We start from the raw sequence: 13,105 nt of genomic DNA on the forward strand, positions 1-13,105 counted from the left end.
TGCACCTCCGCTACCAGAGGTGTCTTCTCCCAGAGTTTGTCCAACATCCCCGTCTCCTCCTCCACCGAGCCCTGGGAGGGGGTCAGTTTTAGTGTCGCCAGGGGGTCAGTTTTACTGACGCTCTACACAAGGTCTTCACCGTTCCGGCGAGAGGACGCCGGATCTCCTTCAAATGCGCTGTATCTGGGGCAGCCAAGCTCCACTTAGTTTGTTCTCAAACCATTCGGACAAACTAGACCGCGTGAGCCCTCGCACAACTTTGTCGTTGCAATAACTGGAAGAGTCAGGCATTCTCCAGGCCTAAGGGGATTATGAACGACGCAGAGCCCACTGCGCTCGATGGGCAGTCGTCTGCCGTCGAGCCGGATCCGCGCAACGGCACGGTCCAGACCGAACCCAAAGCGCCTGTGGCCGAGCTGCGGAGCTGGCAGCAGATCATCGACCTGTACGGGGGTGAGTGCAGGTATCAGCTCATCGCGCAATGCGGCAAGACCTTTCGATATACGGCCAAGTCCGAGAAGCTCTACTTCTCGGGCCCGGCGCGAAAGCCCCTTGGGAAAAGGAGGTCCAAGCCATGACCCAGGCCGAACTCATCGCGCCCTCGGACGAGCCCGCCGATCTCGGCGGTCATCCGCTGTTTCCTCGGCCGGAAACCGAGGTAGGTCCGGATCCGCGAAGATTCGACCTCATTCAGATCGTCCGCATCCTTCCGGACAAGACGCGGGAGGTCTGCCCGACGGCGTGGAAGGGATCCGAGCTGCGAAGCTGGCAGCAGATCATCGACATGTACGGTGGTGAGTGCTGGTATCAGCTCAATGCGATGTGCGGGAAGTCGCACAAGTACACGGCAAAGTCCGAGATGCTCTACTTCGCAGGCCCGGCACGGAAGCCCTTCGTCCAGGAGCCGCAGGCGCCCCGACCGGCGCTGGCAGCGCCTCCGATCAACCCGGCTGCGGTGCCGCCTTACTACTATGCCCCGCCTGCGCCTGCGCCCGCGCCAGCTCCCGCAGCCGCGCCAGCGATGGGGCTGGAGTTCATGGGGCTGCTCAAGGTCGTTCTCGAAACGATGCGCTCGATCCTCGAGAACACGAAGCAGCCACCACCACCACCACAGGGAAACCAGACCCTCGAAGTCGTACAAGCGATCGTCCCGCTCCTCCAGCAGACGCCGCAATCGAACTCGCTCGAATTCGTGCGCGAGCTCGTGCCGCTCCTCCGGGGGAGCGACGCCGGGAAGCCGAGCGTCGGGGCCGGGTATGAGCGAGGGATGGAGCGCGGAATCGAGCTCGCGAAGGCCCTCGGGGGCGGGAACGGCGGTGGGGACGAGTTCGGCGAAATCGCCAAGATGCTCACGCTCGTTAAGTCCGCGACCCCGCCGCCTCCTCCGCCCCCGCCGCCCCCGCCTCCGCCTTCGCCTTCGCAGGCGAATCCGTGGCCCACGGGGATGCCGGTTTCCTGGGAGGGATGGGAGATGATCCAGACCCCGATGGGGATGATCTTGCGGCAGGCCGCCGCGCCGCAGCCCGCGCCATTGCCGACCCCCGCGCAGCCCGCCGCCCCCGCGCCCGTCGAGCTCCCGCAGCTCGACCCGGTGGCGCCCGTGCGCGTGCAGCCCACGACGCCCGTCCAGTGCACGGACGGCTTGCACAATGTCGCGCCGCCGCCGAGGCCCCCGCCGCCGCCTCCGCCGCCACCGGAGCCTCCTTTCGTGAGCGCGCCGCTCCCGCCTCCTGCGCCGCCGCCGCCGCCGCCGCCGCCCCCGAGCGCGCGGCCTGAGTCGAGAACGCACAAATCGGCCAATCTCGCGCCGCACCTCACGGCCGCGGGCCTCGTTCCCGCTCCTCCGGGCCCGTCGGCCCCTGCCGACCCGCTCGGCGGTGCCGTGGCGCAGGGCATCCAGCTCCTCGGCAACAACCCCGACCTCTTCGCGAAACTCAAGGAACTCGCCTCGACCGGGTTCTCGCCCGAAGCCTTCGGCGAAGTGCTCGTCATGGCGGAAAAGGGCGGTGCCAAATGATCCGCCCGCGTATCGTCCATTTCCCCTCGAACCTCGCGAAGGCGCGGTACATGGCCGAGGGCAGCAAGCGCGACCTCCTGCTCCCGGAGGTCCAGCGCTGGGCCGCGGTGTTCCGGCGATTGCCGGTTCACGAACGCGGCGCGGCGATCCTGAAGTTCTGCCAGTACGCGATCGATTACGTCCGCGACCCGCGCCGCGAAGTGCTCGAAGACTCGGCGGTGACACTTTGCCGCGGCTTCGGCGACTGCGACGCGAAGACGCGGGTCTTCGTGGCGCTCTGCCGTGCATGCGGAATCCCGGCCCGCGAGAAGCCCGTCCGCCCCGAGCAAGACTTTCCACACATCCTCGCGGAGGTCTTCGTGAATGGGCGATGGCAACCCGCGGACCCGACCATCCTGAACTCGACGATCGGGCGTATCCCGCCCGCTTGGCTCGCGAGAACGAACTACTGGTGATGCCATGTCGAAACCACCCCTTCGATGCGCCGTCTGTCTGCGGCGACGTCCCCAGCTTTGCGGAGGTTACTGCGCATGCGGCGCGACCGTGTGGGAGCTCATCCCGCACGAGGTCCCGCCGGGCATCGTCGTGGAATCGCTCGAGGAGCGTAGCACGCCATTGCGGCCCACGCATTTCTCCGCGCTCCTCTCACGCGCGCTCGGGGGCGTCGTGCTCGGCTTGAAGGTGCTCGTGGGTGGGGCTCCGGGTGCCGGGAAGTCGACCCTTTGCGCCGAGCTCGCCGCGCAGATCGCCGCGAAGCTCGACGGGCTTGGGTACTGGCTCGACGCGGAGCAGAACCGAAACCTCGTGCAGGAACTCTTCCCGCGCACGGGTTCGTCGTCGCGACACATTCGCCTCGTGAGCAGGCGCAGCGGCAGCGGGAGCAAGGTCGGCTGGCGCGACGCGCTCCAGGCCGTCCCGCCCGACGCCGCCGTGATCGTCGTGGACTCGCTCCAACGCTGGGCACGCAGCTACGCCGAGCAGACCACGCTCCTCGAAACCGTCGCGACGGTGCGCCCCACGGTGCTCGTTGTCTCGCATTTCAACAAGGCCGGCCAGTTCGCCGGCCCCATGGGGAACGAATACGACGTGGACGCCACGGCCATCGTTCGGCCAAAGAGCGTCGAAGTGACCAAGTGCCGCTGGAGCCTTTGCCCGCGCACGATCGAGCGTCCGATGGCCTCGTAGAGCCATCGCGCGAAGCACAACCGAAGCAGGGAGAGGAGGCATTTCGGTATGCCTAACGCTATCACTTTGTCTTACGAGACCGATGAGGAGACCAGCGGCGTGCCCGAAGAGGAAGGCGCGACGCCGTTCGATGACACGGGCGATTTCTTTGATACGCTCATGGGTGGCGGAGCGCAGTTGCTCTCGTCCATCCTGGGGGGAGGAGGGGGCGCCAAGCCCAGCGGGGGCGGTGGTATCGGAGAAAGCCTCGGGATGATCGCCGGCGCGGGGCTCGGCACGCTCGCGGGCGGGGCAGGAGCTTCGATCGGCGCGAATCTCGGAAAGATGGCCGGTGGGGCGGTGGAGAACCTCGTCCGCACGCAGGTCAAGAAGAAGCCAAAGCCCGGCAAGCCGCAGCGCCAGCTTACGAAACGCGAGCGGAAGCTCCTCGCCGACGGCGAGCAGATGACGAAGCGCACCGGTGATCCGATGTATGCACAAGAGGCGCGCCTCCGCGTGTATCGCCCGGCGGAGTACAAGCGCAAGCGCGACGCGGGGCAGCTTTTGTCCCAGATCATCGCGGCCGAGTCCGAGGCGGAGAACACTGCCGGAGCCGGCGCCGCGGCGTCCTCGGCTCAACTTCGGCGCGATGACGAATTCGCCCCATCTGAAGGAGCCCGACGCGACGTACAACGATACCGCGTCGCCTGACACGAGGCCGCGCCCGTTGCAGCATGTCTCGGCCTTGCCGGTGAACGCCGCGCAACTCGCGGCGATGGTCCGCGCTGTCCCGCTGCTCCGCATGCACGATCCGCGGCTCCTGCGCGCGCTCACGGGTGACGGCGGCGCGCGCGACGTCTCCGGCGTCGATCCGACCACGGGTACGTATCACGCGGTTGCGGGCGAGACGCCGCACGGTATCACCAAGAAGCTCACGGGGCAGACTCAGCGCACCCAGGAGCTCCTCGCAGCGAATCCCGGCAAACCGGATTCGGATCCCGTGTGGAATATCCCGCCGGGATGGCTGCATTACGCGGGCGATACGGGGGCGACACTCACCACGGCGCGCAAATACGTCGTGATCAAGGATGACTGGCCGCAGAAGATCGCCTCGAAGATGGGCGCCTTCCCTGCGCGCCCGAAGTGGTGGTCCGAGCTCCGGGCCGCGAACCCGCACAAAGCCACGGAGAACGGGAACTGGACGTATCTCTACCCCGGCGAGGAGATCGGAATCCCGAACGAATGGCCGGATCACCCGCTCGCGGTCGCGGTCAATGGCACCCCTTCGCAGCCGTCCGCGCCGGGCGTCCCTGCTCCCGGGAAGACGACGACGCTCGATCCGGCCGTCGTTCCGCACACGCAGGCGCTTCTCGCGAGCTGGGCATTACGGAACCCTGGCGACTGCAACCCTTCGGACTTCGGAAGGAATCCGATGGACCTCGTCAGCGGATTCACGCCGAGGACGACGCAGGCGCTCGCCTCGTTCCAAACGTGGTGGAACAAGAAGCAGCCGACGAGGCCGCTCCCGACAACCGGAGAGCTCGACCAGACGACGTACAATGCACTGGTCGAGGAAAACAACGCATCGGGTACGCCCTTCGACAATGCGTCGAGCGGCGGAACGAAAGCGGACGGACAGTCGACGTCAGAATCCAAGTCCAGTCCACCGCCGCCGCCGCCGCCGCCGCCACCCCCGCCTCCTGCTCCCACAACCACAGGGCTGCCGGCTGGCGTGAGTGTCCAGCAGAGCACGAAGCCCGGCCATGTCCTCGTGGTGACGCCTATGGGGAGTTTCGACTTGCCCGCGACGCCGGGCTCGAAGCCGGGGACGGTGGTCGTCGACGTGCCGCTGCTCGGCAAGCACGAAATCCCGGCACCGACCGCGCCGCCGCAGCAGCAGTCCACGACTCCACCGCCCCCGCCTCCTCCGCCCCCGCCTCCTCCTGCCGCGCCTTCCGCGGGGCTGCCGGCTGGTGTGAGCGTCCAGCAGAGCACAAAGCCTGGCCATGTCCTCCTGGTGACGCCTATGGGAAACTTCGACCTGCCCGCGACACCGGGCTCGAAGCCGGGGACGGTGGTCGTCGACGTGCCGCTGCTCGGCAAGCAGGAGATCCCTGCCCCGACCGCGCCTCAGCAGAACCAATCGTCCACGCCAGGGGAGGCAGACGGCAATCCGGAGCTCGACGATAGATTCAGCGAATCTGCCAAGAAAGATATCCTGCTCTTCCTCGAAGCTTGCGATAATCCTTATCAATTGGAGGAAGTTGCGGAAGCTTACGAGCTGAGCGGCTATCCGCTTGCCGCCAAGGCGATGAGGGATCGGGCCAACGTTTTGCGGCAGCAGCAGAGCGGGGGAGGTTTCCAGAGCGGGGGAGGTTCCCCGAGCTGGGAATACTACCCTCAAACCGATACCGCTCCTTCGTCGCCCACCGGCTCCAGCAACAATGGGAGCCTTCTACCCGTGATCGCAGTTGTTGCTGCGGGTCTCGCTTTCTCGTGACGCTTCGATAGGGGGGCCGCGCCATGCCCAAGTTGCCGAAGCATTTGCCGTTCTGGTGGTGGAATTGGTGGCAACGCGAGGAGCCGCCCGCCCCAGCACCCCCGGCGCCGCCCCCCAGCTCCCCGCGACTGTTTCGGTGGTCGCACCAGGATCGGAACCTCGCCAGCGCGGGCGCTGCGGCTCTTGAAACCGCCAAGCATGGCTCGTGGATGACGCTCGGCAAGAAGCAACGTGCGCGTCAATTCCGGGCATTCGTTGTGATGTCCCTACGGATCGCACCGCTCTCGTGGCGGCCTACGCCACTGGGACAATTGGGGCCGCATCTCTACAGCACCCCCGACCGTAACGCCGTTGGTTCGGCGATTGCGCGCACGCTTCTCCTTCTCGCCCCCGGGAACCTCCGGCCGGGGTCCGACATTGTCACGGAAGAGGGAGAGCCGGCGACCGGCACGATCGAGACCGGCGTCGTTCATGTCTTGACCGTATTGCTCGTCGGCGCCGTCGCAATCGCTGCGGCATATCTCGGCAGTCTCGTTGCGCAGGCGATCCACGCCGTGAACTTCGATGACGAAGTGACGAAGCGCCTCCTCGCGGCACAGGCGCGGGCAATGGAAATACTATCCATGCACGTCGAGCGCGAGCGCGTTGCTGGCCGCGAACTGCCATTTGACGAAACGGAGAAGTCGATGCTCCGCGCCTTGGAAGACGTCCAGCGGCAGCTCGCGACCCTTCGACGGGCACCGCTCCCGTCACCGTTTCATGGCGCGACCGAATTTGTCAGAGCTTCGACCACCTTTCTCCCTATAGCAATCATCGTATTTGCTGCATTCGTCCTTCTCAACAAACAGCCCGAAAGGAGATCCTAAGGCATGGCAGAAGAAAGAGTCCGCGTCGACCGCTCTCTCGTGGCGGTCCCGCGTGCCCGGTTTCGACGCCGGGGCAATAACAGGCATTGGGCTCGCGACGTGGGGACAGGGTTCCTCTACACGGCGGGGGCTGGTGCTGTGGTCGCTCTCCTCGCGAATCTGGACGACATCCGGAACAGCAAGGAGGTGAGGAACCACTGGTGGCTCATGCCGGTCGCGCTGGTCGCGATCGGATACATGCTGCGCAAGCGGCGCAATGCGCACGCGAACGCGGTGATCGCGGTGGGCGGGGCCATGTTCGCGCTCGCGTACATGGCACAGCAAAAGGCCGCACCGGCGGCGCAGCAGCCGCCTGCTCCGGCGGGTAGCGATACCGCCGCGCCGATCGCTGCATTGCAGGGGCAAACAACGGGGTTCTGGTATCAGGCGCCGGATGGTCGGTTCCTGCGATTGCCCAACATCGTGCGGCGCGTTTCGGTTGCGAACGCGTAGACGCAATCTGAGGACCATTTTCATAGGGAAGGAACCAAGGCATGAGCAACAACAGGACGGCCCTCGATATCTTCAAGGAATCCGACGAAGGCGGGGAGACCGCCTCGCCGTTCGACGAGCTCGACGAGCCCGAGGCGGCTGGCCCGGAGGACGAGGACGGGGACAACGACACGGCCGCGATCGACCTCGAGGCCGAGGAGGGCGACACGGGCGACATCGCTGCCCTGCGCAAGCACGGGAAGAAGTTCGTCTCGCTCGAAGAAGCCCGTCAGATCCAGCGGCGGACCGGGGCGCGATGGCAACGCGCCGGGGTGAAGAAAGCGCAGAAGGCGCAGAAAACGCAACCGCAGAAGCCGAAGCCGCGCCCGAAGCTCCCCCCGAACTACGTGCCGCCGAACGACGGCGCGCGGCTGCTCTTCAACAAGTGGACGGCCCGCGACGCCAAGTTCGTCATGCGCCAGGACGGCCATTACTACTCCGTCGTCGAGATTCCGTGCAAGTGCCACGGGAGCGAGAAGCTCGCATGGCTACACATCGCGAAGGGCGAATACACGCTCTTCAACGTGGCGGTCGGCGAGTCGATGACGTTCCTCGGCAACAACGCGACCGTGACAACGAACTGGACGAATCTCCAGCGTCCCTCGAAGAACACCTACAGCGACCAGGAGTTCCTGATCCAATCGATCACGATGCAGGAGGCCGGGCTCCGGGTCCGGTACGACGGCGCCGAGATCGACAAGATCGGGGGCCTCGGCGAAGCGAAAGGCGTCCTCACGGGGCAGGCGTGGTTGTGGGACGACGCGGGCACGTTCTTGCCGAAGGAAATTTTCCATGACTTCAGCGGGGAGAACCTCCTTTACCGCACGGTGCGGCGCTCCGCCGTGGTTTACTTCCACTGGGACAAGGCTCGGACCGGTGGGAATGCCACGTCGCGCAAGGTGCTGATCGACCACTTGCGCAACGTGCCGGATACGAAGGTACGGACGCTCTCCCGGACCTCCGGAGGGGCGGCCGTCCTGTCGGTGCCGGATGGGTACGTGTTCACCGACAATCCCGAGCGAAGCGAGCACGGGGCCTTCTCGGCGATCATCCACATCCCGGAGGACATCGTGTTCCCGATCAGGCCCATCGATCTCGGGAGCGGCACGCCGCTTCGGCCGCTCGAGGTGGGTCTGTACGTGCAGCTCTCGCTCAACGGGATTGCGTTCGAGCAGCACAAGGGCTCGAACGTGGCGGTCTGAAAGGGGGATGCCATGAGCGTGGCGGAGATCGACAGCGAAGCGAGGCAGAACATCGTCGAGACGGAGCCGCAGTTCGGCCCGTCGACACATTGCATCGTGATCATGGAGCAGCCGCCGCTGATGGGGAACGAACCTCCCCCGCAGTGGCGGGTCTCCGCCACGCTCACGCTTCGCGAGAAAGTGCTCGGAAAGAACGTGGTGCTGGCTGATTTGCCCACGGTGATCGTAGGGCCGCTGATTCACAAACGGCAGGTCGTCGCGATGGCGAAGTACCCCTCACCGGTGGAGCGATGGTCGTTCCGGTTCCAGAGCGATGCGGGCCGGGCGACCGCGTTGGTTTGGCTGCATCCAGGGACGTCTCCCGTGACGGAGTGCGGGATCTTCGTGGTGCAGCACGGATTGCAGGAGTGAGCATGGTGATCGGAGCGGAACCCACCGAAGCGCCGGAGCGGGTTTTCACGACCGCGGGGTGGCTTTCGCTCAAGCACGAATACGTACCGCGCGTGATCGCGGGAGAGCATTTGCACGCGCATCCGGAGGCGAAGGCGGCGCTTGCCATCGCGGCGCGGACGTTCGTGCTCCGGGCGATGCGGGATCGGCCGACGCTGGGGCGAACAACGCCGATCCCGAGCGGAGAAGGTTTTCAGGTGTTCGCGCGAGGGGCGAGCGAAGAATGCACGGTGGCCGCCTCGGTGACGCAGGGGATCGTGTTGCGATACCAGGGGCGGATGATCCTTGCGAACCATGTTGCCGGCGCTTACTGGAAGCCGGATGGGTCGCTCGGGTCCGATCCGACGAACACCGAACGCTGGGTAACCTACAACCTCGGCAGACGAGGACGCGACGTCATCCCGACCAGGCTTTCCCTTCGGTCGCATCCTGACAACCGCGGCTGCCTTGGCCAGCACTGCGCGAACTGGCTGGCTGCGCAGGGATACGGTTACCGGACAATCCTGCGCTTTTTCTACGGGGACGACGTCGAGTTCCACGCTCTGGGAAGCGAGGAAAGCACGGGGCTCGTTGGTCGAACGCTTTGGGGTGTTCTGGCGCTCGCCATCGTCGGCATCGCGATGCGGAGGTAGGGTGGCGCTTCGATTGGTCCAACCCGGAGAGGGGCATCCGAGGCCGCTGGTCTTGGCCTTCCTCGTGGGTGGGGACCTCGATCCGAAGTTGCGGACCGCGTTCGGCCCGCGGCCCTGCATCGTCGCCGATGGCCTGGCAAAGGGGCCGATGATGGAGGAGCTGTTGGAGTTCGCCCATCATTGGGCCGGGGTGCATGAATTGTCGCGGGTCGCGTTGATTGGATATTCGGCAGGGTGCCAGCGCGTGCGGGCGCTGTGGATGTCCGGGGTTCGGGCAAGCGCCTACTTGCTCGTGGACGGGACGCATGCATCGTGGCCTCCGGCCGCGTGGCAGATTGCCTGGCTGCACGAGCTCGCGGATGAGGCTCGACGTGGGCGGATCTTGCTCGTCGCAACCCATACCCTCCAGACGTACACCGAGGAGCTGCCGAAGGGCCGCGCATTCGCGTCCACGGTGCGCGTGCTGCGCATGGCGACAGGACTGCCGCTCGACCGTGCCGGGCCTCTGGAATGGCCGGCTGTCACGCGGCAGGGGGCGCTGTGGGTTTACTCTTATGCGAGCGCAAAGGCGGACGCTGGGGCACACGCCGCCCAGTGCTCGCGCGTGCTGCCGGAGATGTGTGCGAGGCACGTCGGACCGTGGGTGAACGTCGAGCCGCCGTCGCGCGTGTCGCCAGGCCACGGCTCCCTCGGGCTCGGGTTGCTGGGTATTGCGGCCAAGCTGATATTCCAGCGTCCCGAACGCAGCTAAGGCTCGTGCGTCACTCCCTGACAAACGATGGTCTCGTTCCCTGACGAACGATGTTTCCCCGCAGTGGTAGACCTCGCCGGTTATGAGCCGCTGGCCCACTGCGCTTCTGTTGATGTTCGGCATGCTGACGACGGGCGTGAGCGTCCGCTCAAGCCTTGCTGCGACCCAGCCGCCGCTGCCACCGTCCAGCGCGACCACTCCCGAGGAGGTGGGGATCCTCGTTGCGGTGGCGATAGGCGGTCGATGCAGGTTTTCCGTCGATGACGAGCCCATCACTACAACCGAGACGCTCCGGCTGCCGCTTCCCACAGGCGTACACGTGGTCAAGTGCGGGTCGCGCACGAGGAACGTGACAATCAAGGACGGCGAGATCTCGATGGCGCTGTTCAAGCTCCGTTAATCGACCCGTTCCTGGTCCAGCGCTGGAGAAAGCGTGCCCGCTGGCGCTTGCCCTTGAGGTTTGTCCCTTCCCCTCACGGGGTTTGCCCGCGCATCGTCGACGACACAGCATCCGCGCTGCGGACCTTGCCGCGCCACGCTCGGATGCCGTACCCTCGCGCCATGGTTCGTCTCGCACGTGCAGCGCTCGTGCTCGCAGCCAGCGCGGGCCTTGCCGCGCTCACCGTCCCGGCCTGCATCATCGGTAGCATCACGGTTGGTGCCGACTGCCCCATCGACGATGACGGAAACCTCCTCATCCCGCGGGAGTGTTGCATCTGCCCCTCCCCCGAGGCGTGCCCGAACGGATTTCCGAAGGATGTAACCGTTCCCGACTACTGCCGTCCCGATTGCCCCGAGAACATCCCCTACGAGTGCTGCGAGTGCCCCAGCCCCGAGTGGTGCCCTGGCGGCGAGATACACGTTCAGGTCCCGGACTACTGTCACTCGCTCGATGGCGGCACGGACACGGGCAGCGACGGCTCGATGTCCTCGCTCTGCACGGGCGGATCGTGCGTGTCCCCTGGACCTGCGGGGTGGAAGGGGCCGACGAGCTTCTGGCAGGGATGGGACATCGAGGCTCCGTCGTGCCCGGAGGGCGCGCCGATCCTCGCGTTCGAGGGATGGACCGCGCCGCCGCCGCTCTCGTGCGGCACGTGCGAGTGCGATGCGCCCGAGGGGACGTGCAAGCTCCCCGAGACATGGACCGTCAGCTCGGCGGCCTGCGCAGATCCGGGTGGCGGTGTCAAGACAAACTTCGATCCGCCGACAAACTGGGACGGGACCTGCAACGGCGATAAGTCGATCCTCGGTGACAAGCTCTGCGGCGGCGTTCCCTGCGTCCGCTCGATCACGATCTCGCCCCCGGTGATCGAGGAGCAGCCATGCAAAGCACACCTCGTCGGCGATCCGGAGCCCAAGATTCCAAAGGCCTGGAACGGCGGACCTGAGGTCACGCTTGGTCGCGTCTGCACGAGCGAGAGCGCCCTGCCGAAGTGCACCGAGGCCAAGGGGACGGTGTGTGTCCCGACGCCCCCCAGCTTCTCCTCTTGCCTGTACCGCGAGGGGGACCACGCCTGTCCGGAGGGCTGGGGCGAGAAGGTGCTCCTCTACGGGTACGTGGAGGACAAACGTACCTGCGCGGAGTGCGAGTGCAGCGAGCCGAGCGGCGGGTTCTGCAACGTGAAGTTTCGGATCTTCAGCGACGCGGCCTGTACGATTGAGAAGGAGGCCGCCGACGTCTCGACCGGCATGACCGCTCCCTGCAAGGACCTCATGCCGGGCACGCAAATTTCCAGCAAGTCTACTGTGGTCCTCGAATACACGAAGGGCGCGTGCACGCCGAGCGGGGCGAACACGGAAGGGGAGCTCGTGCTGCTTGATCCCGTCACGGTCTGCTGCTCCGCGCCCGTTACTTAGAATGCGTACATGAGCGACCCACCGCCGGTCGTGAAGGGACGCAGCGTTTCCCACAGAGAGGGTTCGATCGTATCGAGACCCGTACCGAAGAGCGGAATCGCGACCTCGACGTCCAGGCGCACCGCGAAGTGTTCCGCGAATGGGAGCTCGACTGCGCTGCGCGCCCCAACACCAAAAAAGCCTTGCACGCCGTGGCCGACATACCACCTGTTCAGCGCCGCCGCTCCAACGGCCCCGCCCATGAGGAGCAAGCAACCAACGAACGGCGCGCGCTTCAGGCATCCCGCACCCGTCACTGTAAACGTGTGCGCCTCGACCTCGGTTGAGCCCGCAGGGAGCGTATTCCAAAGCGGCATCCACCGCGCGTCGAGCTCGAGCGAGAGCTGCGGGAGCTGCACGCCCCCCGCAACCCGGAGTCCGGGTGCCCAATCCGGCATGAGACCAGAAGATACGAAACCTCCGAGCGCCACGAAACCTCGCTTCTTCGGAGCTGGGGCTGCCGTGGGCAGCTTCGAGGACGGTGGGCACGCCGGGCACTTCGGGCATGGTGCCGGTTTGGGAGAGGGCGGAGGCTCTGCCGGAGGAGGCGTCGGGGCCTGCTCCTCCTCCTTCGGCGCCGCCGCTCGAATACGCGTCGCCGCGTCGAAGGCTGTCCAATAAAGCACCTTGAAGCAGTCGGTCTGGGGCGAGTAGTCGCGGTGATCGGTGGATACGGCGACGCCGTTCTCGTCCGAGATCGTCATATCGACCGACTTGCCGCCATCGGGGAGTCGCCGAATCCGCACGACAAGCGCGCGCGCCGCCGTCGGATCGATCGTGCTCACGGGCACCCAGTTTGTCAGGAGGGCCTTGAACTCGAAAGCATCCGAGCAACCGGGGAGCGTCCGCTCTGTCGTGAGCTCGACGCGATGGTGCGGCAGCTCGTCCGCCGCGAGGGCCGCCGACGACCAGGCTACGCCCAGGGCCGCCGCGCCAACCGCACTCCAGAAGCGCCCGAGATCGGTGTGCGACATCACGCCGTGGCCCCCTCGACGAGAAATGTGGAGGGGTCGGTCGATTTTGCCCGTGATGGATGGCGACTTGTGCCCTTTGTCTTCATGGGACCTGTGAGCACGAGCAGAGGCGGCCCCCGGTG

General features: G+C 66.1%; 15 protein-coding genes. 14 read left to right on the forward strand and 1 reads right to left on the reverse strand.

What is annotated here, in order from left to right:
- Window positions 1–311: 311 nt before the first annotated feature.
- From QHF85_RS00005 to QHF85_RS00070, 14 genes are all read left to right on the forward strand, one after another.
- On the forward strand, window positions 312–578 hold the full coding sequence (locus tag QHF85_RS00005) for a hypothetical protein (RefSeq protein ID WP_281324904.1): 267 nt from the start codon (window positions 312–314) through the stop codon (window positions 576–578).
- Window positions 575–2,017, forward strand: a complete 1,443-nt coding sequence (locus QHF85_RS00010; protein ID WP_281324905.1) for a hypothetical protein — start codon at window positions 575–577, stop codon at window positions 2,015–2,017. Before QHF85_RS00005 ends, QHF85_RS00010 begins: the two co-directional genes overlap by 4 nt.
- Complete coding sequence (locus QHF85_RS00015) at window positions 2,014–2,472, forward strand: transglutaminase domain-containing protein (protein WP_281324906.1); 459 nt, start codon at window positions 2,014–2,016, stop codon at window positions 2,470–2,472. Before QHF85_RS00010 ends, QHF85_RS00015 begins: the two co-directional genes overlap by 4 nt.
- Before the next feature lie 4 nt (window positions 2,473–2,476).
- Window positions 2,477–3,202, forward strand: a complete 726-nt coding sequence (locus QHF85_RS00020; protein ID WP_281324907.1) for a hypothetical protein — start codon at window positions 2,477–2,479, stop codon at window positions 3,200–3,202.
- Window positions 3,203–3,268: 66 nt separating this feature from the next.
- Window positions 3,269–3,892: a hypothetical protein gene (locus tag QHF85_RS00025; protein WP_281324908.1), complete on the forward strand. Its 624-nt coding sequence runs from the start codon at window positions 3,269–3,271 to the stop codon at window positions 3,890–3,892.
- Window positions 3,831–5,681 carry a hypothetical protein gene (locus QHF85_RS00030; protein ID WP_281324909.1) on the forward strand — a complete coding sequence of 617 codons (1,851 nt, stop codon included), beginning with the start codon at window positions 3,831–3,833 and terminating at the stop codon, window positions 5,679–5,681. The genes QHF85_RS00025 and QHF85_RS00030 overlap by 62 nt, the downstream gene beginning before the upstream one ends.
- A 209-nt stretch (window positions 5,682–5,890) precedes the next feature.
- On the forward strand, window positions 5,891–6,547 hold the full coding sequence (locus tag QHF85_RS00035) for a hypothetical protein (RefSeq protein WP_281324910.1): 657 nt from the start codon (window positions 5,891–5,893) through the stop codon (window positions 6,545–6,547).
- 207 nt (window positions 6,548–6,754) lie between these two features.
- Window positions 6,755–7,039, forward strand: coding sequence for a hypothetical protein (locus tag QHF85_RS00040; protein ID WP_281324911.1), 285 nt, complete (start codon window positions 6,755–6,757; stop codon window positions 7,037–7,039).
- A gap of 41 nt (window positions 7,040–7,080) precedes the next feature.
- Window positions 7,081–8,280, forward strand: a complete 1,200-nt coding sequence (locus tag QHF85_RS00045; RefSeq protein WP_281324912.1) for a hypothetical protein — start codon at window positions 7,081–7,083, stop codon at window positions 8,278–8,280.
- 12 nt (window positions 8,281–8,292) lie between these two features.
- On the forward strand, window positions 8,293–8,691 hold the full coding sequence (locus tag QHF85_RS00050) for a hypothetical protein (RefSeq protein ID WP_281324913.1): 399 nt from the start codon (window positions 8,293–8,295) through the stop codon (window positions 8,689–8,691).
- Window positions 8,688–9,362 carry a hypothetical protein gene (locus tag QHF85_RS00055; protein ID WP_348652700.1) on the forward strand — a complete coding sequence of 225 codons (675 nt, stop codon included), beginning with the start codon at window positions 8,688–8,690 and terminating at the stop codon, window positions 9,360–9,362. Before QHF85_RS00050 ends, QHF85_RS00055 begins: the two co-directional genes overlap by 4 nt.
- A gap of 52 nt (window positions 9,363–9,414) precedes the next feature.
- Window positions 9,415–10,113 carry a hypothetical protein gene (locus tag QHF85_RS00060; RefSeq protein ID WP_281324914.1) on the forward strand — a complete coding sequence of 233 codons (699 nt, stop codon included), beginning with the start codon at window positions 9,415–9,417 and terminating at the stop codon, window positions 10,111–10,113.
- A gap of 82 nt (window positions 10,114–10,195) precedes the next feature.
- Window positions 10,196–10,513, forward strand: a complete 318-nt coding sequence (locus QHF85_RS00065; protein ID WP_281324915.1) for a hypothetical protein — start codon at window positions 10,196–10,198, stop codon at window positions 10,511–10,513.
- Between the two features lie 161 nt (window positions 10,514–10,674).
- The gene (locus QHF85_RS00070; protein ID WP_281324916.1) at window positions 10,675–11,970 is read left to right on the forward strand and encodes a hypothetical protein; all 1,296 of its coding nucleotides are present in this window, start codon (window positions 10,675–10,677) and stop codon (window positions 11,968–11,970) included.
- On the opposite strand, the gene QHF85_RS00075 is transcribed toward QHF85_RS00070, so the two are convergent.
- The gene (locus QHF85_RS00075; protein ID WP_281324917.1) at window positions 11,967–12,986 is read right to left on the reverse strand and encodes a hypothetical protein; all 1,020 of its coding nucleotides are present in this window, start codon (window positions 12,984–12,986) and stop codon (window positions 11,967–11,969) included. The genes QHF85_RS00070 and QHF85_RS00075 overlap by 4 nt on opposite strands.
- Window positions 12,987–13,105: the final 119 nt, after the last annotated feature.

Source organism: Polyangium sp. 6x1, from assembly GCF_029946515.1.
Taxonomy (GTDB): Bacteria; Myxococcota_A; Polyangia; order Polyangiales; family Polyangiaceae; genus Polyangium.